Here is a 21,210-nt window from a genome sequence, read left to right as displayed (position 1 = left end):
GGTCCAGAGCGTGGCGTAAACAACCATTGCATCAGCGTGCGGATGGTCTGTTCGGTCCCTCGAAACGGCAAAGTGATATCAATGTGATGGCGCGATATTAATTTGCCATCATTCTGGCGTCAATAAGCCGTCCAGGATGTTTTTTGCGAAGGCTCTAGTTCGCGGGTTTTGGTTTATTGCCTGAACTTTCTGAAGCGAGGAACCCTCAACTCAATAACGCCGTGACATCGATAAATGAGGCCCTGCTCATGAAAACCACCCTGCTGAAACTGATCCTCGCCGCCACCCTCGCCTGCGCCCTCCCCGTCTGGGCGTGCCCTCCCGAGGAAGCCACTGCCAAGCGTGAACAACTGGCCAAGGAAGTCGCCAAGATCACTGAGCAGAACCCGGCCAAGGCCAAGGAGATCAATGACGAGTTGCAGAAGATGGACCTGGAGACGGCCAGCAAGGATTTGCCGGACAAGTGCCAGTTGATCGATCAGCGTTTGAAGGAGTTGGAATCGGCGAAGAACAAAGCCGGGGGGTAGATGACAAGATCTTTTGACGTAAAAAAACCCGGACACTGTCCGGGTTTTTATTGGATCGCTACGACGCTTTATTCAGCCGCCGGCGCTTCCGGCTTGCGGCGTTTCAAAGGCGCCATGCCGTCCTTGCTGACCAGCGACAGGGCGTCGGTCTTCGGGCGGTTGGCGATTTTGCGCTTGGTCGGTGCCTTGGCGCCGGTTTTCTTCTTGTCGCCCTTGGCGTCGACTTTTTTCTTTTTCACGCCAACGGCTTTGCCCGAGGCTTTGACCTTTTTCGGTCCGCCGTAGGTGCCTTTGACTTCCTTGATGGTGCGGCGCTCAAAGCTCTGCTTGAGGTAGCGCTCGATGCTCGACATCAGGTTCCAGTCGCCGTGGCAGATCAGCGAGATGGCCAGGCCATCGTTGCCGGCGCGGCCGGTGCGACCGATGCGGTGAACGTATTCGTCGCCGCTACGCGGCATGTCGAAGTTGATCACCAGGTCCAGGCCGTCCACATCCAGGCCACGGGCAGCGACGTCAGTGGCGACGAGGATTTTCACCCCGCCTTGCTTCAGACGGTCGATGGCCAGTTTGCGGTCTTTCTGGTCCTTCTCGCCGTGCAGCACGAACGCTTTGTATTCCTGCGCCACCAGGCGGCCGTAGATACGGTCGGCCATGGCCCGGGTGTTGGTGAACACGATGGCCTTCTGGTAGGTCTCGTTGGCCAGCAGCCAGTTCACGATCTGTTCTTTGTGCTGGTTGTGGTCAGCGGTGATGATTTGCTGACGGGTGGTTTCGTTCAACTGGCTGACCGCGTTGAGCTGCAAGTGCTCAGGGTTGTTCAGGACCTTGGCGATCATCTCGCGCAGGCCCGAACCGCCGGTGGTGGCGGAGAACAGCATGGTCTGTTGACGGTTGGTGCACTCGTCCACCAGACGCTGCACGTCTTCGGCAAAGCCCATGTCGAGCATGCGGTCGGCTTCGTCGAGCACCAGCACTTCGACTTCCTTGAGGTCGAGGTTACCGGCGTTCAGTTGCTCGATCATCCGGCCCGGCGTACCGATCAGGATGTCCGGCACCTTGCGCAGCATGGCAGCCTGGACCTTGAAGTCTTCACCGCCGGTGATCAGGCCGGACTTGATGAAGGTGAACTGCGCGAAGCGCTCGACTTCCTTGATGGTCTGCTGGGCCAGCTCGCGGGTCGGCAGCAGGATCAGGGTCTTGATGCTGACGCGGACTTTGGCCGGACCGATCAAGCGGTTGAGGATCGGCAAAACGAAGGCGGCGGTTTTGCCGCTACCGGTTTGCGCTGTCACCCGCAGGTCACGCCCTTGGAGCGCCAGCGGAATAGCCGCTGCTTGCACAGGCGTTGGCTCGACAAATTTAAGCTCGGCCACGGCTTTGAGCAGACGTTCGTGCAGGGCGAATTGGGAAAACACGGGTGCTACCTCGAAGAAATACAAAAAAACAGCTGCATAGGGTAACGGTTTCGAGCGCGAAGGCCGAGTTTCTTTATACAAACGGCTGCAAACAGTGGCTTTTTTGTTGCCTGATTTGTCTCAAAACGTCATCCGCAACCTCTTAAATGCTCTAATCGCCCCGTCGCGTCCTACAGAAGAACCGTTTTCGCCCATGGATATCAAACAGCTCTGGCTCAACGCCCAAGACCTCTGGGGTGCCCTCGATCAGCACCCGCTCCTGCATTCCACGCTCGCGCTGATGTTGCTGCTGGTGGTGGCGCTGGTGCTCGGACGAGTGGCGCGCTACCTCATTCTTCACGCGACCAAAATGCTCGGTCGCCAGCCGGCGCTGCACTGGATCAACGACTTTCGCCACAACAAGGTGTTTCATCGCCTGGCGCAAATGACGCCATCGCTGCTGATCCAGTTCGGCCTGCATCTGGTGCCGGAGTTGAGCAAGACCAGCCTGAACTTCCTCGGCAACGTGGCGCTGGCGTTCACCATTCTGTTTCTGGTGCTGGCCATCAGCGCGTTGCTCAATGCCCTGCTGGACATCTATGCCCGCACCGAACACGCCCGCACCCGCTCGATCAAGGGCTACGTGCAACTGACGAAAATGGTGTTGTTCGTGTTTGGCGCGATCATCATCGTCGCCACGTTGATCGACCGTTCGCCGCTGTTGCTGCTGTCGGGTCTGGGCGCCATGTCGGCGGTGATTTTGTTGGTCTACAAAGACACCCTGCTATCGTTCGTCGCCAGCGTGCAACTGACCAGCAACGACATGCTGCGGGTCGGCGACTGGATCGAGATGCCACAAGTCGGTGCCGACGGTGACGTGGTGGACATCACCTTGCACACGGTCAAGGTGCAGAATTTCGACAAGACCATTGTGTCGATCCCGACCTGGCGCCTGATGTCCGAATCGTTCAAGAACTGGAGGCATGCAACAGTCCGGCGGGCGACGGATCAAACGCAGCCTGTTCATCGACGCCAGCGGGGTGCGGTTTATTCGTGATGATGAAGAACAGAAACTGTCCCAGGTGCATTTGCTGACCGACTACATGAACCGCAAGACAGCCGAGCTCAAGGCCTGGAACGAAGCCCAGGGCAACGTCGCGGCAATGGCGGCCAACCGTCGGCGGATGACCAACATCGGCACCTTCCGCGCCTATGCGCTGGCGTATCTGAAGAGTCATCCGGAAGTCCAACCGAACATGACCTGCATGGTTCGCCAGATGCAGACCACCGCCCAGGGCATTCCGCTGGAAATCTACTGCTTTACTCGCACCACAGCGTGGGCCGATTACGAGCGGATTCAGGGGGATATTTTCGATTACCTGCTCGCGGTGTTGCCGGAGTTCGGGCTGAGCCTTTATCAGCAACCCAGTGGCGGTGATTTGCGGGCGGGGTTGCTCCCGGCGATGCTGGGCACGAGCCACATTCCCGAGCCCGAAAAACACATCATGTAACACCACCTCGAACCTGTGGGAGCGGGCTTGCCCGCGATGAGGCCGTGCCAGCCCATATCAATATCGCCTGACACAACGCTTTCGCGGGCAAGCCCCCTCCCACAGAATTCAGTGGGCGGTCAGAGGTTTTCGTACACCCAACCGACTGATCCACACCGCCATCAAAATCACCGAACCGCCAAACAACAACCGCCCCAATGCCTCATGCTGATTCCAGATCAGCAAATTTATCAGCAACCCCACCGGCACATGCAGGTTGTTCATCACCGCCAACGTCCCGCCATTCACCAGGCACGCACCCTTGTTCCACCAGTACAAACCCAGCGCGGTCGAGACCAGACCGAGGAACAGCAGCACGCCCCATTGCAGCAGCGCTTCGGGCAGGAAGTTCTGTTTGCCGAACAGCAGAAACGCCGGCAACGCCACCGCCAATGCGCCCAGATAGAAGTAACCGAAACGCCGGTAATGCGGCAGATCGCTAGGATGGCGAGCCACCAGATGTTTGTAGAGCACCTGCCCGGCGGCGTAGGTGAAGTTGGCCAGTTGCAACAACAAAAAGCCCATGAAGAAGTCCGGGTTGATCCGGTCATAGCGAATCACTGCCGCGCCCGCCACTGCCACCAATGCCGCGATCAAGGCCCACGGATTGAAGCGCCGATTCAGCGCGTCTTCAATCAGGGTCACGTGCAGCGGCGTGAGGATGGTGAACAACAACACCTCCGGCACCGTCAGCACCCGGAAGCTCAAATACAAACAGACGTAGGTCACGCCGAACTGCAGCGCGCCGATCAACAACATCCCGCGCATGAACGCCGGCTCGACCTGACGCCAGCGCGTCAGAGGAATGAACACCAGCCCCGCCAGCAGCACCCGCACCAGCACCGCGAAGTAACTGTCGACATGTCCGGCCAGGTATTCGCCGATCAAACTGAAGGAAAACGCCTGGATCAGCGTGACAAAAAGTAGATAGCCCATGGTCGCCTCATTTCGAATGGCGGCGACGATAGCGGTTTTTGCCGGTCGTCGCTAACGCCCCGGCCTAAAAGGGTATCCATACACAAATTCCTGGACAGCTGCCGGCCTCCAGGGCTCGGCAGCTATACCGGTCACTCTATTGCCAATTGGCAGCAATCACCGGCAAATTTCAGGCTCAAGCCGTCCAGCATGCCCTGCGCGGGGACGTCTTTCACACCCAGAGTCTTCGATATTTTTTTGCTTCACCCACCATAGACTGAAGACATTCAAGTGTTGATTACCGAAAGACAATCCACTCCTTTGATTTATCTATTAAAAAATCTAACTACCCGACCCTAGAATTAGCACCAGCACTAAAAACAGGCCATGAGAAACTACCGAACTGATAGAAACCCACAATCCAACTTTCCTTACAACGTCTACTTTTGCAAGTACACCTACCAAAGCACACGCACTCCCTAACCACCCAATTTGAGAGCACGCTAGAAATTCGAATACAACTGTTGAAAAATCAATCCACTCCCTACCCCAGCGCCCATACGCCCAAACAAAACAACAGTAAATCGTAAGTGGAAAACTAACGCACCAAACAAATATAGACTGTGCATGCTTGCGTTTGGCCCTCATGAAAACAAAACCAAATAACACTAAAACAAAAAAATAAAACCATCAAAATCCACAAAAACATCTTTCATTCTATCCATTCAAAACCTTGCACCTCGTCGTACTTGTTCATTACCAAAAGGAGCTTCAATCTCTGCCTGCCACAACATCAGAACACCAACTACTTCTTCAGCCTTCTCAGCATCATCCTGTATATAGTCAAGTGTAGATTTACTAAACGATACCACTCAATTCCTTCTAGCAAATCAATATAGATAAATCACGATCAAGACCCAATTATGAAGAGCCATATCCAAAAACATAAATCGACGCCAAAAACAGGCCATGACAAGTTACCGATACAATGGAAATCCACAACGCCGCTTTTTTCAGCACATCTGCTTTAATCAGCCCCCCTACTAAAGCCAACCCTCCCCCCAACCAACCGAGCTGCGCAAGCGCTAACGCCTCAATAAGAAGCATCGTCGGACTCCACTTATCACCACCACTCGCATAAAGCCAAACGACATAACAAAAAAAAGTAAGCGGAACGCTGCAACCCCCTATAAATAGCGAGGCGACGTTCGCGGACCTTAACTTCGCAGCAACTAAACTCGCCAGCAGCAACCCAAGATAGACTACGCCGCCTTCCAGCCCCCTGAAAAATACTTTTAACTCCCCCATTAACGCCTCCATACCGCTCGTAACGAATAGCTCACTGACCAAACTTTCTCGCAGTACAAAAGCAAAAACCTTGGCGCAAACCTAACTTTCCCACAAACTTTCATCCGTGTACTGTTGCAACGGACTCAAGAAATAATCAATCACCTTCCTGCGATCCGTCTTCACTTCCACCGTGACCGACATCCCGGGAGACAAGGGCAATTTTTTACCGTGAACAACAATGGCGTCCTGCGACAAACGAATCCGACTACTATAGATCAGCCCGCGCTTCTCGCCTTCAATTGCATCATTGGGAACGCTGACTATTTCACCCTAGACAGTATCGTATTTGGTGAAGGTGAAGGTTTCAACTTTCACGGTAGCGGGCTGGCCTTGCCAGACAAAACCGACGTCCTTGCTCTCCAACATGGCCTCATCTTCCATCGGCTGATCCTTGGGCACAATGACCATCAACGGTTGAGCCGCCGTCACAACACCGCTCACGGCATGAATAGCCAGTTGCTGCACGGTGTCATCTACCGGAGCATGCCGGATATAAATCAGGCATTCAATTCAGTGCAATAGGCAAAAAAAAGCCCGATCTCGCTAAAGCGTTCAATCGGGCTAGAGCACTCAGGAGCAATAAGTGCAAAGGGAGGTTCGATGCGCGTGCAGGCTTGAAGGGTTGCGCCAGGTCACTAGACCATCCAGCGATTATCTGGCGATTAACGGCTCAGGCGACCTGGGCCAGTTTGGCGTTGGCCTGGTTCAGGCCTTTTTCCTGGAAGTCGCCGCCCAGATTCATGCCTTCGGCGTGAATGAACGTGACGTCGTGGATGCCGATGAAGCCCATGACCTGACGCAGGTAAGGTTCCTGATGATCCGCGGTGCTGCCGGCGTAGATCCCGCCGCGAGCGGTCAGCACGTAGGCGCGCTTGCCGCTGAGCAAACCTTGCGGACCGGTCTCGGTGTATTTGAAAGTCACACCGGCACGCAGCACGTGGTCGAGCCAGGCTTTCAGGGTGCTCGGAATCGCGAAGTTGTACATGGGCGCTGCCATCACCAGCACGTCGGCGGCCAGCAGTTCGTCGGTCAACTGGTTGGAGCGCTCCAGCGAAGCCTGTTCGATCTCGTTGCGTTGTTCGGCAGGTTTCATCCAGCCGCCCAACAGGTTGATGTCCAGGTGCGGCACCGGATTGATGGCCAGGTCACGGACGGTGATCTGGTCGGCCGGGTGTGCGGCTTTCCATTGGCTGATGAAGGTCTGGGTCAGTTGGCGGGAAACCGAGTCTTGCTGACGGGCGCTGCTTTCGATGATCAGAACGCGGGACATGGGATGTAGCCTCCATCTGAGAATGCTGTAGGTCGATGGAGTGAAGGTTAAACAGAGTCATATCGATGAAAAAGCGCAAATAACTGCTATAAAGCATCGATAAATTCGTTTATAAGCAGAGCATGCCCTGTGGGAGCGAGCCTGCTCGCGAAAGCGGTGCATCAGGCAACAATGATATTGAATGACACGACGCTTTCGCGAGCAGGCTCGCTCCCACAGGGGCTTGATGTCATTTCGGGCTGCAAGTCAGGTCGATACGCAGCTTGATGATGGTGCGGGTGAACTTGGCCGTGGCGTTTTTGTGTTTGCCGGCGGGTACGTCGATCTTGCGGGTGCGCGGCGCTTCCGGGCCGTTATTGAAAACCACTTTGCAAGTGACGTCGGTGTCGCCGTAGTTGTTGACCTGAATGGAGCCGATGTCGGCGTCTGTGTCGTAGGCGTTGTAGTCGACCTTCAAACCGTTGAGCTGTTTATTGACATCGATCGGGTAGGCAAACGCAGTCAGCGGCAACATCGCCAACGCCGCACACCCCGCCATCACACAACAGATTTTTTTCATTCGGCAGTCTCCAATAAGAACTGCCAGCTTAGGACAAGAGGAGCTCAACATGAAAGCGCCCCGCGTGACCCTTGATCAATGGCGAACGTTGCAGGCCGTGGTCGATCACGGCGGTTTCGCCCAGGCCGCCGAAGTGCTGCACCGTTCGCAATCGTCGGTCAGCTATACCGTTGCGCGCATGCAGGACCAACTCGGCGTGCCGCTGTTGCGCATCGATGGCCGCAAAGCGGTGCTCACCGAGGCCGGCGGCGTGCTGCTGCGCCGTTCCCGGCAACTGGTGAAACAGGCCAGCCAACTGGAAGACCTGGCCCACCACATGGAACAAGGCTGGGAAGCGGAGGTAAGGCTGGTGGTCGACGCCGCTTACCCGAGCGCCCGCCTCGTCCGCGCCTTGACCGCGTTCATGCCGCAAAGCCGTGGCTGCCGGGTGCGTCTGCGCGAAGAAGTGTTGTCGGGTGTCGAAGAGGTCCTGCTTGAAGGCGTGGCCGACCTGGCCATCACCGGTCTCAGTATTCCCGGTTACCTTGGCGCGGAATTGAGCGACGTCGAATTCGTCGCGGTCGCCCACCCTGAACACCCGCTGCATCGCCTGAACCGCGAACTGAACTTCCAGGACCTGGAGACTCAGATGCAGGTGGTGATCCGCGACTCCGGCCGCCAGCAACCGCGAGATGTCGGCTGGCTCGGCGCGGAACAACGCTGGACCGTCGGCAGCCTGGCCACCGCCGCAACCTTCGTCAGCAGCGGCCTGGGTTTCGCCTGGCTGCCCCGGCACATGATCGAGCGCGAATTGAAGGAAGGTACGCTCAAGCTGCTACCGTTGGATCAAGGTGGCAGCCGCAACCCGAGTTTCTATCTGTATTCGAACAAGGACAAACCCTTGGGCCCGGCGACGCAGATTCTCATCGAACTGCTGCGCACCTTTGACACCGCGCCGCTGGATGCGCCCTTCGCCGCGCCCGAACAAGCCTGACACGGAGTGTACCCATGGCCTATTTCGAACATGAAGGTTGCAACCTGCACTACGAGGAATATGGCCACGGCACGCCGTTGCTGCTGGTTCACGGGTTGGGCTCCAGCACCCTGGACTGGGAAATGCAGATCCCGGCGCTCGCCGCCCACCATCGGGTGATCGTGCCGGATGTACGCGGCCACGGGCGCTCCGACAAACCCCGCGAGCGTTACAGCATCGCCGGGTTCAGCGCCGACCTGATCGCGCTGATCGAACACTTGAACCTTGGCCCTGCCCATCTTGTGGGGCTTTCGATGGGCGGCATGATCGCTTTTCAACTGGCGGTGGACCAGCCGCAACTGCTCAAGAGCCTGTGCATCGTCAACAGCGCGCCCGAGGTCAAACGGCGCAGCCGCAACGATTATTGGCAGTGGTTCAAACGCTGGAGCCTGATGCGCGTGCTGAGCATGGGCACCATCGGCAAGGCCCTGGGCGCCAAACTGTTTCCCAAGCCGGAACAAGCTTCGTTACGACAAAAAATAGCGGCGCGCTGGGCAAAAAACGACAAACATGCTTATCTCGCCAGCTTCGATGCCATTGTTGGCTGGGGGGTTCAGGAACGACTTTCCAGGGTTTCCTGTCCAACCCTCGTCGTCAGCGCCGACCGTGACTACACCCCGGTCGCGCTGAAAGAAACCTATGTAAAACTGCTGCCCGATGCGCGGCTGGTGGTGATCGCCGATTCGCGCCACGCCACCCCGCTGGATCAACCCGAACGCTTCAACCAAACCCTGCTCGAGTTTCTCACCGCAGTCGACACCACTACTCAGGATCACTGACCCATGCTGAAAAAAATCGCCCTCGTCGCCGGCTCCGTTCTGTTTGCCGCCAACCTGATGGCCGCCACGCCAGCCAAGGCACCGCACGTGCTGCTGGACACCACCAACGGCCAGATCGAAATCGAACTGGACCCGGTCAAGGCGCCGATCAGTACCAAGAACTTTCTTGAGTACGTCGACAGTGGCTTCTACAACAACACGATTTTTCACCGTGTGATCCCGGGCTTCATGGCTCAGGGCGGCGGTTTCACGGCGCAGATGCAACAGAAAGAAACCAAGGCACCGATCAAGAACGAAGCCAGCAACGGTCTGCACAACGTACGTGGCACACTGTCGATGGCTCGCACCTCGAACCCGGATTCGGCCACCAGCCAGTTCTTCATCAACGTGGCCGACAACGCCTTCCTCGATCCGGGTCGCGACGCCGGTTACGCCGTCTTCGCCAAAGTGGTCAAGGGCATGGACGTGGTGGACATCATCGTCAACTCTCAAACCACCACTAAACAAGGCATGCAGAACGTGCCTGTCGACCCGGTGCTGATCAAGTCGGCCAAGCGTATCGACTGAGTACACAGGCAGTCTTGAGCGGTGGCCGGTCCGGCACCGCTCACATCGTTTAAAGGAGAGCCCCTACGCGGGCGGAGAACCGATGCTTTATCGCCGTTTCGAAAAACTGATCGACATTTTCCGCGATGCCCCGACGGCGTCTCCACCGAGCCGGGTTCTCTCCTTCTATACCTATTACCTGAAGCAGGTCTGGCCCATCTTCGCCGTTTTGTTGGTCGTCGGCCTGTTCGGTGCGCTGATCGAAGTGGCGCTGTTCAGCTACCTGAGCCGCATCATCGACCTGACCCAGAGCACATCCAACGTCGACTTCTTCAAGGTCCACGGCGTGGAATTGGCCTGGATGGCGGCGGTTGCGCTGATCCTGCGCCCCTTGTTTCTCGCCCTGCATGACATGCTGGTGCACCAGACCTTGAGTCCCGGCATGACCAGCCTGATCCGCTGGCAGAACCATAGTTACGTGCTCAAACAGAGCCTGAATTTCTTCCAGAACGACTTCGCCGGGCGCATCGCCCAACGCATCATGCAAACCGGCAACTCCCTGCGCGACTCTGCCGTGCAAGCGGTGGATGCGCTGTGGCACGTGCTGATCTACGCGATCAGCTCGCTGGTGCTGTTCGCCGAAGCCGACTGGCGCTTGATGATCCCGCTGCTGATCTGGATCGCCGCCTACATCGGCGCGCTCTACTACTTCGTGCCGCGGGTGAAGGAGCGTTCGGTGGTGTCCTCCGATGCGCGCTCCAAACTCATGGGACGAATCGTCGACGGCTACACCAACATCACCACCCTCAAGCTGTTCGCCCACACCAACTTCGAACAGCAGTACGCCCGCGAAGCCATCGCGGAACAGACCGAAAAAGCCCAACTGGCCGGTCGTGTGGTCACCAGCATGGACGTGGTCATCACCAGCATGAACGGCCTGCTGATCGTCGGTACCACCGCGCTGGCTCTGTGGCTGTGGACGCAGTCGCTGATCAGCGTGGGCGCGATTGCCTTGGCCACCGGGCTGGTGATCCGCATCGTCAACATGTCCGGCTGGATCATGTGGGTGGTCAACGGCATCTTCGAAAATATCGGCATGGTCCAGGATGGTTTGCAGACCATCGCTCAACCGGTCAGCGTCACCGACCGCGAACAGGCAAAACCCTTGGCGGTGGCCCGTGGCGAGGTGCGTTTCGAGCACGTCGATTTCCACTATGGCAAGAAGAGCGGGATCATCGGCGACCTCAACCTGACCATCAAGCCCGGTGAAAAAATCGGTTTGATCGGGCCGTCCGGTGCCGGCAAGTCGACGTTGGTCAATCTGCTGCTGCGCCTGTATGACGTGCAGGGCGGGCGCATCCTCATCGACGGCCAGAACATCGCTGAAGTCGGCCAGGAAAGCCTGCGCGAACGTATCGGCATGATCACCCAGGACACTTCGCTGCTGCACCGTTCGATCCGCGACAATTTGCTGTATGGCAAACCCGATGCCACCGATGCCGAACTCTGGGAGGCGGTGCACAAGGCTCGCGCCGACGAGTTCATTCCACTGCTGTCGGACTCCGAAGGCCGCGCCGGTTTCGATGCCCACGTCGGTGAACGTGGAGTGAAACTCTCCGGCGGCCAGCGTCAGCGGATCGCCATTGCCCGGGTACTGCTCAAGGACGCGCCAATCCTGATCATGGACGAAGCCACCTCGGCGCTGGACTCGGAAGTCGAAGCGGCGATCCAGGAAAGCCTCGAAACCCTGATGCAGGGCAAAACCGTAATCGCCATCGCTCACCGTCTCTCGACCATTGCCCGGATGGATCGCTTGGTGGTACTGGAAAACGGCAAAATTGCTGAAACCGGCAGCCACGCCGAACTGCTGGCCCATGGCGGTTTGTATGCACGGTTGTGGCAGCACCAGACCGGCGGGTTTGTCGGGATTGATTAAACCGCGAAGATCAAAAGATCAGCCTTGTCGGTAAGGCAAGGCAGTCTTTGCCTCTTCTGCATACCTCAACACCCCGACACGTTCACGCTCAAGGAAGTCTTTCACCGCTGCATTCAAGCCCGGATGGCGCAGGTAATGCCAGGAGTGGGTGATCACCGGTTCGAACCCGCGAATCAGTTTGTGTTCACCCTGGGCGCCGGCATCGAAACGCTGAAAACCATTGGCTATCGCGTAGTCCATGCCTTGATAGAAACAGGTCTCGAAGTGCAGGCGATCGAACTCCGCCAGGCAGCCCCAGTAACGACCATAAAAGCTGTCACCCCCCACCAGACTGAAGGCCATGGCCACCGGCCTTGAACCCTGTTTAGCCAACACCACGCGAATCGACTCCGGCATGCGCTCGGCCAACAGACTGAAAAACTCTCGCGTCAGATACGGCGTTTGCCGACGCACCGCGTAGGTATTGGCGTAACAGGCATACACAAAATCCCACTGAGCCTGATCCAACTGCCGCCCTTCCAGCCATTCGAAGTCGATGCCCTGCCCCGCCACTTGCTCACGCTCCTTGCGCATTTGCTTGCGCTTGCGCGAACTGAGGGCGTCGAGGAAATCCTGAAAATCCCGGTAACCGCGGTTCTGCCAGTGGTACTGACAGCCAATGCGTTGTAACCAGCCTGGCTGTTCGGCCAACGCGGCGTCGGTGAACGGGTCGGTGAAGTTGATGTGGGCGCTGGAAAGTTTTTCTATCTCCAGATAACCCGGCAGGCTCTGCAACAGCTCAAAACCATCCTCAATCGTCGCCGCCAGCAATCGCGGCCCGCTGACTGGGCTGAACGGCACCGCCGTCAACAACTTGGGATAGTAGTCGATGCCGGCACGCTCGCAGGCATCGGCCCAGCCATGGTCGAACACGTATTCGCCATAGGAATGCCATTTGCGGTAACTGGGCAACGCGGCAATCAGGCGCTCGCCCTCGACATGCAGCAGATGCTCGGGCTGCCAGCCGGAATGCGGGCCGAGGCTGCCACTGTCTTCCAGTGAACCGAGGAACGCATGGCGCAGAAACGGCTGATTCTCCGGCACCAGGGCATCCCAGGTACGGGATGCGATTTGCGACAGTGTGTGCAGACGTTGCAGCGGCATTTTCCTCTCCACCTCTTGGCGTGACAGCCCCGCGAGTATCGCTGATCGCAGGGCAATCCACACGCGTCAATCCGATTCAAGCCTCTGAATCGGGCATTTCGGAAACTGTTCTATCGTCATCGACCTGCCATCACTTCGCCACTGACCTGTCATAAACCATCGCGATACTGGCGCCTGTTTTTAGAGCGTCGGGTTCTACCCGGCCACTGTTTTCCGACCTTCAACCGTCGGTTGTGTCCAGGATGGTTCAGCCATCCCTCTCATCTTCGGAGATTGCTATGCGTCTTGCTTCCACGAAAACTGCGGCGGCCTTGTGCGGCGGCCTGTTGCTGGCCATGAGTGTTCCGGCCAGTGCCGCAGTCGACGCCAAACTGCTCGACATGCTCAAGGCTAACGGTTCTATTTCCCAGGCGCAGTACGCTGAACTGCAAGCTGAACTGGCCAAGGATCAGAAAGCTCAGCAAATCGCGCAGCAGGCGCAGCAAGAGACCAACGAACAAATAGCGGTCGCCGCGAAGAAAGCCAACGAGCTGAGTGCCTTCGACCAGAAACTGGCTTGGGCCGCCAAGACCCAGTTCAAGGGCGACGTTCGCGTGCGCCAGGAAACGGTCAAGATCGACGGCGAATCCAACAACGGTGGCCGCGACAAGGATCGTCAACGCATCCGCGCCCGTCTGGGTGCCTACAGCGAAATCAACCCGCAAGTGGACACCGGCATCCGCATTGCCACCGGCGGTGGTGACGATGCTCGCTCGACCAACCAGGACATGGACAACTACTTCGACAAGAAGCAGATCTGGTTGGATCTGGGCTACATCGACTACCACCCGGACGCCATCAAAAACCTGCATGTGATCGGCGGCAAGATGCTGCAACCGTGGGTCAGCATGGGTGATGTGATCTGGGACAGCGACATCAACCCGGAAGGTCTGGCAGTGACCTACAAATACCCGCTGGGTAGCAGTGCCGAACTGTTCGGTAGCCTGGGCAACTACAACCTCAAGGACAACGTCGACGGCGAAGGTGTGCAATTTCGTCACGACCTGCGTCTGACCGCCGGCCAGTTGGGCAGCCGTTTCGCCATCACCGACAACCTGAAACTGACCGTCGGCGGCAGCGTCTATGCCTACCAGAACGACCAGGACAGCCGTTGCACCGGCACGTCTACGCCGTGCGCCCTGGCCGTCAATGGCAACTCGGCCAACAATGAGTTCCGCCTGTATGAAGGTTTCAGCCAGATCGACATCGGTGGCCTGCCGATGCCACTGTCGTTCTACGGCCAATATGTGAAGAACAACGATGCCGTGACCGATCAGGACACCGCCTGGCTGGTCGGTGCCAAGTCGAAAGTCTTCGGCCTCAACCTCGACTACAACTACCGCGACGTGCAGCGTAACGCCGTGGTCGGCGCCTTCACCGACTCGGACTTCGCCAACGGCACCACCGGTTCTCGCGGTCACAAGTTCAAAGTCGGTTACGACATCGACAAGAACTTCGCCCTCGGTGCCACTTACTTCCTGACCAAAGCCGACTTCTCCAGCCGTACCCAGCGCGATGCCAACACCAACACGCTGCAACTGGACGCGGAAGCGAAGTTCTAAGCAGCGAAGCAACACACTTCAAACGATGCGGTTTACATCCGGTCGTATCGCTTGAAGCGGTTCAACAGTCTGGCGCGGGGCAACGATCCCCATCATCCGTTCGTTTCACCCGCGCCGGCCTGTGTTTTTCTTCAGGAACGATCTTTACGCCGCTGCGCCGCCAGCCGTTCGGCCAGCGCTTCCACATCCTCGACCGGCTTCTGCGGCATGACTCGCAAGGTCGCCTGCATCAACCGCATCTGCCGAATAAATCGCCGGCAATTGGGGCAAAACATCAAGTGATGCCGCATCATCAGTCGCTCGCGAAAACTCAACTGGCCATCGAGATAATCACTGGAGCGCGCCACTTGTTCCTTGCAGGTCAGCATTCGCCGGTTTCCTCAAAATGTTCTACGGTCGCAAAGACCTTCAACCGTGCCCGATGCAGCAGCACACGAACATTGGAGAGCGAGATTTCCAGAAGATTACAGATCTCCTCCAACTCCAGCCCCTGTCGCTCGCGCAACAGCAAAACACTGCTTTGCAGTTCCGACAGACTGAGCAGCGTGTGCTCCAGGCATTCGCGCAGCTCGTTTTCGGTCAACAACGCCTCTGGCGTGTCCTGATGCCAGGCGAACGGCGCCACCAGCCAATGACCATCGCTCGATGAAAAACGATCGTCATCGATCGTGCCGTGAGGCGACGGCAGGTCATCGAGCAACACTTCCCGGCGGTTTTGCTTGTAGCGGCTCTTCGCCGAGTTGGCAGTGATGGTCAGCAGCCAGGTCTTGAGGCTTGAGCGCCCCTCAAACCCGCTCAGGTTGCGCACGACGGACAGCCAGGCATCCTGAACGACTTCGTCGGCATGTCGGTTGCCCACAATAGCGTAGGCGACCGCACGCATGGCGCTCTGATAACTGCTGACCAACTCTTTGAAGGCCTTTTGCTCACCTGCCAGCAAGCGTTCCAGCAGTTGCGCATCTTCAGCCGCCATTACAAACCCCTTGTCTTGACCTCGAAAACGAAAACAGCAGGACTTCGCTGTAGGCGTCGTCCTGCTGGCATTTCCGAAAATTACAGCGTCCTGACTGTTTCGAATGTAGGAACAAGCCTCACAAGTCGCAGGAAAGAACAACAGCAGCTCAGATCAGCGCTTGCGCAGAATCACGCTGCCAATCGAGTAACCAGCGCCGAACGAGCTGAGCACGGCCAGCGATCCGCTGACCAGATCGTCCTGATTCTTGTGGAACGAAATCACCGAACCGGCGGAGCTGGTGTTGGCGTAGGTGTCGAGAATCACCGGGGCTTCTGCTTCGGTGGCATCGCGGCCCAGCAGCTTCTTGACGATCAGGTGGTTCATGCTGAGGTTGGCCTGATGCAGCCAGAAACGCTTCACGTCGCTGACGTTGAGCTGGTTTTCCTCCAGGTGCGTGGCGATCAGCTCGGCGACCATCGGGCAGACATCGCGGAACACCTTGCGGCCTTCCTGGACGAACAATTTGTCGGGAGCACCGATACCCTCTTCCGCGGCGCGGTTGAGGAAGCCGAAGTTGTTGCGGATGTTGTTGGAGAACTTGGTCAGCAGTTTGGTGCTGACCACGTCGAACTGGTACTTGGACGTCGCCAGATCGGCGCGCTCGATGATCACCGCAGTGGCGGCGTCACCGAAGATGAAGTGGCTGTCGCGGTCACGGAAGTTCAGGTGACCGGTGCAGACTTCCGGGTTGACCATCAGGATCGCCCGGGCCTGGCCCAGTTGCACGCTGTTGGCCGCGGCCTGGATGCCGAAGGTCGCCGAGGAGCACGCCACGTTCATGTCGAAACCGAACCCCTGAATGCCCAGCGCTTCCTGAACTTCGATGGCGATGGCCGGGTAGGCGCGTTGCAGGTTGGAGCAGGCGACGATCACACCGTCGATGTCAGCGGCGGTCTTGCCGGCGCGCTGCAAGGCTTGTTCGGCCGCGCCGATGGCCATCTGGCACAGCACCGACCACTCGTCGTTGGAGCGCTCGGGCAAGCGTGGCGCCATGCGCTGCGGGTCGAGGATGCCTTCCTTGTCCATGACAAAGCGGCTTTTGATGCCGGAGGCTTTTTCGATGAACGCTGCGCTGGATTCGGTCAATGCCTGAATTTCGCCGCGCGCAATGGCTTCGGCGTTGTCGGCGTTGAACTGCGCGACGTAAGCATTGAAAGACTGCACCAGCTCTTCGTTGGAGATGCTGTTGGCCGGGGTGTACAGGCCGGTGCCGCTGATGACGACGTTATGCATGGTCGTTTCTCTAATCTGTTCAGGCAGAAAGCGCTGGCACCGACGTACCAACACACAAAGGGTCCATTCCAGGTTCCAGACGCAAACCTGGCATCACTTTATTCCGATCCGCCCGGGCCCGTGGAGGCTCAAAACCGCGGGGCCGGCGTTTATAGGCACGAAGTTTGCCATAAACACTGGCTTTTGGCGCCTTTTGCAAAAGCAACAGCATACGTGTGGGAGCGGGCTTGCCCGCGATGAGGCCATCACATTCAACATCCATGTCGAATGGTAGACCGCCATCGCGGGCAAGCCCGCTCCCACAGGGTTATGGTTCAACCAGCGTCCATTGCTTGCTCAGGCGCTTGTCGGAGATCGGCACCTTGGTTCCCAATTGCTGCGCGAACAGCGAGACCCGATACTCCTCCAGCCACCAACGATAGAGCTCCAGCTGCGGATCGCGTTTGCCTTCCTGGGCGTGTTTGTTGGCGCGGGTCTGGTATTGGCTCCAGAGGCCAGACAATTCTCCGCTCCAGACCCGGTCCTTCTGAACCTGGGCACTGAGTTTCTCGAAACGTTGCTCGACTGCTTTCAGGTAACGCGGCAGTTCCTTGAGCCACGGCATCGGCGTTTCCCGCACGAACCCCGGGTACACCAGATGGCTGAGCTGTTGCTTGATGTCGTTCAAGGCCACGGCTTGCGCCAGGTCGATCTTGCCCTTGAAGCGTTTCTGCAGGCCGTGCCAGAGCTTGAGCGTCTCCAAAGTCAGTCTGGCCAGACGTTCGGCGTGCTCGGTCCAGGCGCCACGTTTGCGCTCAGCCAGGGACGCCAACCCAGCGCCATCGCGTGGCAACGGCTCTTCACCATCGAGGATGCAGCTGTCGAGACTGGCCAGCAGAATGTCTTCCACCAGGCTGTCGATGCGCCCCAGCTCACGGTACATCAAGCCCAACTCGGTCAACCCCGGCAACTTGCCGCGCAAGAACTTGGCCGGCTCCGCCAGTTGTTGCATCAGCAAACGCTGCAAGGCCCGGCGATGCTGGAACTCGGCTTCGGCCGGGGTCGAGAAGCGTCCTTCCTTGACCGTCCCGGCCTCTTCCACCAACGCCGGATACACCGTCATCGACAGCCCGGCGATCTTCTGTTGGGTTTTCTCGGCGACAGCGGCAAAGACTTTCGCCTCCACCGGCTGCTGGCTTTTCGCGGTTTGCGGCACGGCCAAGGCGGCCTGGCTGGCCTCGGCAAAACGCGCGGTCAACTCGGCCAGATCACGCCCTTCGCCGAGGAACTTGCCTTGGCCGTCGACGATTTCCAGGTTCATCCGCAAATGGCTTTCGACCTGCTGCGACGCTTCGGCCCACGCCTCATCGCTGACCCGCGCCCCGGTCATGCGCAGCAATTCGCGGCCTAGCGCCTGGGGCAACGAGCCCTCGCCGAAGGTCATACGCTGCATCGCGGCTTTGACGAAATCCGGCACCGGTACGAAATTCTTGCGCAGGGCCTTGGGCAGGTTGCGCACCAGCGCAATGCACTTGGCCTCGATCACGCCCGACACCAGCCATTCCAGACGTTCCGGCGGCAGCATCGGCAACAGCGGGGCCGGCACGCGCAAGGTCACGCCGTCACGCGGATGGTTGGGCTCGAAGTGATAATTCAGCGCCAGTTCCAGGTCACCTATGTGCAGGGTGTCCGGGTAATGCGCGGCGGTGACTTCACTGGCTTCGCGGGCCAGCACGTCTTCTTCGCGCATGATCAGCAGTTGCGGGTCTTTCTGGCTGTTGATCCGGTACCAACTGTCGAAGGTCGCGGTCTGGTGGATCTCCGCCGGCAGGCGCGCATCGTAGAAGGCAAACAGGGTTTCTTCGTCGGCCAGAATGTCCCGCCGACGCGCCTTGGCTTCCAGTTCGTCGAGCTGTTCCAGCAGTTGCTTGTTGGCTGTCAGGCACTTGGCTTTGGATTGAATCTCGCCACGCACCAAGGCTTCGCGGATAAACAATTCGCGGGACACCACCGGGTCGACCGGCCCGTAATGCACCGGCCGGCGTCCGACCACGATCAGCCCGAACAGGGTGATTTGCTCGAAGGCCACGACCTGTCCACGCCTCTTCTCCCAATGGGGTTCGAAGTGGTTTTTCTTGATCAGGTGCCCGGCCAGCGGCTCGATCCAGTCGGCGTCGATCTTGGCGACCATCCGCGCGTAAAGTTTGGTGGTTTCCACCAGTTCGGCGGTCATCAGCCATTGCGGGCGCTTCTTGCCCAGGCCCGACGACGGGTGAATCCAGAAGCGCCGCTGGCGGGCGCCAAGGTAGTCGCCGTCTTCGGTTTTCTGACCGATCTGGCTGAGCAAACCCGACAGCACGGCTTTGTGCAGTTTCGGGTAATCCGCCGGCTCTTTGTTGAGGCTCAACTGCATGTCGCGGCAGATCAGGCTCAACTGGCGATGGGAGTCGCGCCACTCGCGCAGGCGCAGGTAATTGAGGAAATTCTTGCGGCACCAGTTGCGCAGCGGACTGGCCGTCAGCGCCTGGCGCTGTTCTTCAAAACCCCGCCAAAGATTGACCAGCCCGGCGAAGTCCGAGTCGACGTCTTTCCACTGGGCGTGAGCCTGATCGGCGGCTTGCTGACGCTCCGGCGGACGCTCGCGCGGGTCCTGGATCGACATCGCGCTGGCGACGATCAGCACTTCCTGCAAGCTGCCGAGCTTGGCCGCTTCCAGCAGCATGCGGCCCATGCGCGGGTCCACCGGCAGCCGCGCCAGTTGCCGGCCGAGCGGGGTCAACTGGCTGTTGCGGTCCACCGCCGAGAGTTCTTGCAGCAGGTTGAAACCGTCGCTGATGGCCTTGCCGTCCGGCGGTTCGATAAACGGGAAATCAGTGATCTCGCCGAGGCGCAGATGGAGCATCTGCAGAATCACCGCCGCGAGGTTGGTCCGCAGAATCTCCGGGTCGGTGAATTCCGGCCGACCGATGAAATCTTCTTCGCTGTACAAGCGCACGCAAATCCCCGGCTCGACCCGCCCGCAGCGACCTTTACGCTGGTTGGCACTGGCCTGGGAAATCGCTTCGATCGGCAAACGCTGGACCTTGGCGCGGTAGCTGTAGCGGCTGATGCGCGCGGTGCCGCTGTCGATCACGTAACGAATGCCCGGCACCGTCAGCGAGGTTTCTGCGACGTTGGTCGCCAGTACGACCCTGCGTCCTGGGTGCGACTGGAAAATCCGCTGCTGTTCGGCCGGCGACAGCCGTGCGTACAACGGCAGAATCTCGGTGTGTTTGAGCTGGGCCTTGCGCAGCATGTCGGCGGCGTCACGAATCTCGCGCTCACCGGGCAGGAACACCAGCACATCGCCGGGGCTCTTGCGCTCACTGCGTTCGAACGCGGCGATTTCGTCGAGGGTGGCGAGGATCGCCTGATCCACGGTCAGGTCATCCTCGACACGGTTGCCCTCCTCGTCCTGCTCCAGGGTCAGCGGGCGATACCAGGTTTCGACCGGGAAGGTGCGGCCGGAGACCTCGACAATCGGCGCGTCGTCGAAGTGTTTGGAGAAACGCTCCAGGTCGATGGTGGCCGAGGTGATGATGACTTTCAGGTCCGGGCGACGCGGCAGCAGGGTTTTCAGGTAACCGAGCAAAAAGTCGATGTTCAGGCTGCGTTCGTGGGCTTCGTCGACGATGATCGTGTCGTAGCGTTCGAGGTAGCGGTCGTTCTGGGTTTCCGCCAGCAGGATGCCGTCGGTCATCAGTTTGATCAGGGTGTTGGCATCGCTCTGGTCCTCGAACCGCACCTGATAGCCGACCAGCGCGCCCAACGGCGTCGCCAACTCCTCGGCAACGCGGCTCGCCACGCTGCGGGCGGCGATTCGGCGCGGCTGGGTGTGGCCGATCAGGCCGTGCTGGCCGCGACCGATTTCCAGGCAGATCTTTGGCAACTGGGTGGTTTTACCCGACCCGGTTTCGCCGGCAATGATCAGCACCTGATGTTTGAGCAGCGCCGCTTTGATTTCGTCGCGCTTGGCGGCGATCGGCAGGCTGTCGTCGTAACGAATCACCGGCAGGCTGGCGCGCCGCGCCAACACCTGATCACAGGACGCCTGCATACGCGTCACCCACTGGGCCAGTTTGGCCTCGTCAGGTTTCTTGCGCAGCTCAAGCAACTGCCGCCGCAGCCGGTGGCGGTCGGCGAGCATGGCGTGATCGAGGTTTTTCAGCAGTTTGTCGATGGAAGGCGATTCGTCAGTCATCAGGTACGCAAAAGTCGTCTAGTGGCGCAGGGAGCGGATTGTCGCAGATTTGGGCGCATGGCGACGAATGCAACCTGCTTTTGTGGCCAGAGAGCTTATTGTGGCGAGGGGGCTTGTCGGAACGCCACACCTCCCCGTTCGGCTGCGAAGCAGTCGTAAAC

Annotated in this window: 16 protein-coding genes and 2 pseudogenes; 7 read left to right on the top strand and 11 right to left on the bottom strand. The window is 58.7% G+C overall.

All coding sequences use genetic code 11. The features are described from left to right. Positions 1-248 precede the first annotated feature (248 nt). On the top strand, positions 249-527 hold the full coding sequence (locus tag J3D54_RS15910) for a hypothetical protein (RefSeq protein ID WP_253419873.1): 279 nt from the start codon (positions 249-251) through the stop codon (positions 525-527). Positions 528-595: 68 nt separating this feature from the next. Here J3D54_RS15910 and J3D54_RS15905 read toward each other — a convergent pair whose 3' ends face one another. Continuing rightward, the gene (locus tag J3D54_RS15905) at positions 596-1,942 is read right to left on the bottom strand and encodes a DEAD/DEAH box helicase (RefSeq protein WP_019580783.1); all 1,347 of its coding nucleotides are present in this window, start codon (positions 1,940-1,942) and stop codon (positions 596-598) included. Between the two features lie 193 nt (positions 1,943-2,135). Here J3D54_RS15905 and J3D54_RS15900 point away from each other — a divergent pair. Next, positions 2,136-3,432: pseudogene (locus J3D54_RS15900) on the top strand (mechanosensitive ion channel family protein). A 108-nt stretch (positions 3,433-3,540) separates the two neighbouring features. Here the strand turns inward: J3D54_RS15900 and J3D54_RS15895 are convergent. The 5 genes and pseudogenes from J3D54_RS15895 to J3D54_RS15875 form a co-directional block, all read right to left on the bottom strand. Continuing rightward, positions 3,541-4,407: a carboxylate/amino acid/amine transporter gene (locus tag J3D54_RS15895; protein WP_253419870.1), complete on the bottom strand. Its 867-nt coding sequence runs from the start codon at positions 4,405-4,407 to the stop codon at positions 3,541-3,543. A gap of 900 nt (positions 4,408-5,307) precedes the next feature. Next, positions 5,308-5,694: a hypothetical protein gene (locus J3D54_RS15890; protein ID WP_253419868.1), complete on the bottom strand. Its 387-nt coding sequence runs from the start codon at positions 5,692-5,694 to the stop codon at positions 5,308-5,310. An 81-nt stretch (positions 5,695-5,775) separates the two neighbouring features. Beyond that, positions 5,776-6,219, bottom strand: a pseudogene (locus tag J3D54_RS15885) (HlyD family efflux transporter periplasmic adaptor subunit); the annotation flags it as partial. Between the two features lie 187 nt (positions 6,220-6,406). Further along, positions 6,407-7,006 (bottom strand): FMN-dependent NADH-azoreductase, encoded by a 600-nt coding sequence (locus J3D54_RS15880; protein ID WP_253419864.1) that lies wholly within the window; start codon positions 7,004-7,006, stop codon positions 6,407-6,409. Positions 7,007-7,235: 229 nt separating this feature from the next. After that, positions 7,236-7,565, bottom strand: a complete 330-nt coding sequence (locus J3D54_RS15875) for a 3-phosphoglycerate kinase (RefSeq protein ID WP_253419861.1) — start codon at positions 7,563-7,565, stop codon at positions 7,236-7,238. Between the two features lie 49 nt (positions 7,566-7,614). Between J3D54_RS15875 and J3D54_RS15870 the strand changes: the two genes are divergently transcribed. The 4 genes from J3D54_RS15870 to J3D54_RS15855 all read left to right on the top strand — a co-directional run bounded on the left by J3D54_RS15870 (position 7,615) and on the right by J3D54_RS15855 (position 11,838). Continuing rightward, positions 7,615-8,538: a LysR family transcriptional regulator gene (locus J3D54_RS15870; protein ID WP_019648027.1), complete on the top strand. Its 924-nt coding sequence runs from the start codon at positions 7,615-7,617 to the stop codon at positions 8,536-8,538. Positions 8,539-8,552: 14 nt separating this feature from the next. Beyond that, positions 8,553-9,356 (top strand): alpha/beta fold hydrolase, encoded by an 804-nt coding sequence (locus J3D54_RS15865; protein ID WP_028939359.1) that lies wholly within the window; start codon positions 8,553-8,555, stop codon positions 9,354-9,356. Between the two features lie 3 nt (positions 9,357-9,359). Beyond that, entirely contained in the window at positions 9,360-9,923 is a 564-nt protein-coding gene (locus J3D54_RS15860) for a peptidylprolyl isomerase (RefSeq protein ID WP_253419859.1), read from the top strand. A gap of 82 nt (positions 9,924-10,005) precedes the next feature. Next, positions 10,006-11,838, top strand: coding sequence for an ABC transporter ATP-binding protein (locus J3D54_RS15855; protein WP_253419857.1), 1,833 nt, complete (start codon positions 10,006-10,008; stop codon positions 11,836-11,838). An 18-nt stretch (positions 11,839-11,856) separates the two neighbouring features. On the opposite strand, the gene J3D54_RS15850 is transcribed toward J3D54_RS15855, so the two are convergent. After that, complete coding sequence (locus J3D54_RS15850) at positions 11,857-12,981, bottom strand: GNAT family N-acetyltransferase (protein ID WP_253419855.1); 1,125 nt, start codon at positions 12,979-12,981, stop codon at positions 11,857-11,859. A 278-nt stretch (positions 12,982-13,259) separates the two neighbouring features. Here J3D54_RS15850 and J3D54_RS15845 point away from each other — a divergent pair, with 278 nt between their 5' ends. Continuing rightward, positions 13,260-14,582: a putative porin gene (locus tag J3D54_RS15845; protein WP_253419853.1), complete on the top strand. Its 1,323-nt coding sequence runs from the start codon at positions 13,260-13,262 to the stop codon at positions 14,580-14,582. Positions 14,583-14,713: 131 nt separating this feature from the next. On the opposite strand, the gene J3D54_RS15840 is transcribed toward J3D54_RS15845, so the two are convergent. The 4 genes from J3D54_RS15840 to hrpA all read right to left on the bottom strand — a co-directional run bounded on the left by J3D54_RS15840 (position 14,714) and on the right by hrpA (position 21,049). Beyond that, entirely contained in the window at positions 14,714-14,950 is a 237-nt protein-coding gene (locus J3D54_RS15840) for an anti-sigma factor (protein WP_007934080.1), read from the bottom strand. Continuing rightward, positions 14,944-15,555 (bottom strand): RNA polymerase sigma factor, encoded by a 612-nt coding sequence (locus J3D54_RS15835; protein ID WP_253419851.1) that lies wholly within the window; start codon positions 15,553-15,555, stop codon positions 14,944-14,946. Before J3D54_RS15835 ends, J3D54_RS15840 begins: the two co-directional genes overlap by 7 nt. A gap of 153 nt (positions 15,556-15,708) precedes the next feature. After that, positions 15,709-16,830: a beta-ketoacyl-ACP synthase III gene (locus J3D54_RS15830; protein ID WP_253419849.1), complete on the bottom strand. Its 1,122-nt coding sequence runs from the start codon at positions 16,828-16,830 to the stop codon at positions 15,709-15,711. A 307-nt stretch (positions 16,831-17,137) separates the two neighbouring features. After that, positions 17,138-21,049, bottom strand: coding sequence for an ATP-dependent RNA helicase HrpA (hrpA, locus tag J3D54_RS15825; protein ID WP_253419846.1), 3,912 nt, complete (start codon positions 21,047-21,049; stop codon positions 17,138-17,140). Positions 21,050-21,210 lie beyond the last annotated feature (161 nt).

Origin of the sequence: Pseudomonas sp. GGS8 (assembly GCF_024168645.1) — a bacterium.
Classification (GTDB): domain Bacteria; phylum Pseudomonadota; class Gammaproteobacteria; order Pseudomonadales; family Pseudomonadaceae; genus Aquipseudomonas.
Note: the sequence above shows the minus strand (reverse complement) of the source record. Positions and strands in the feature narration are given on the sequence as shown.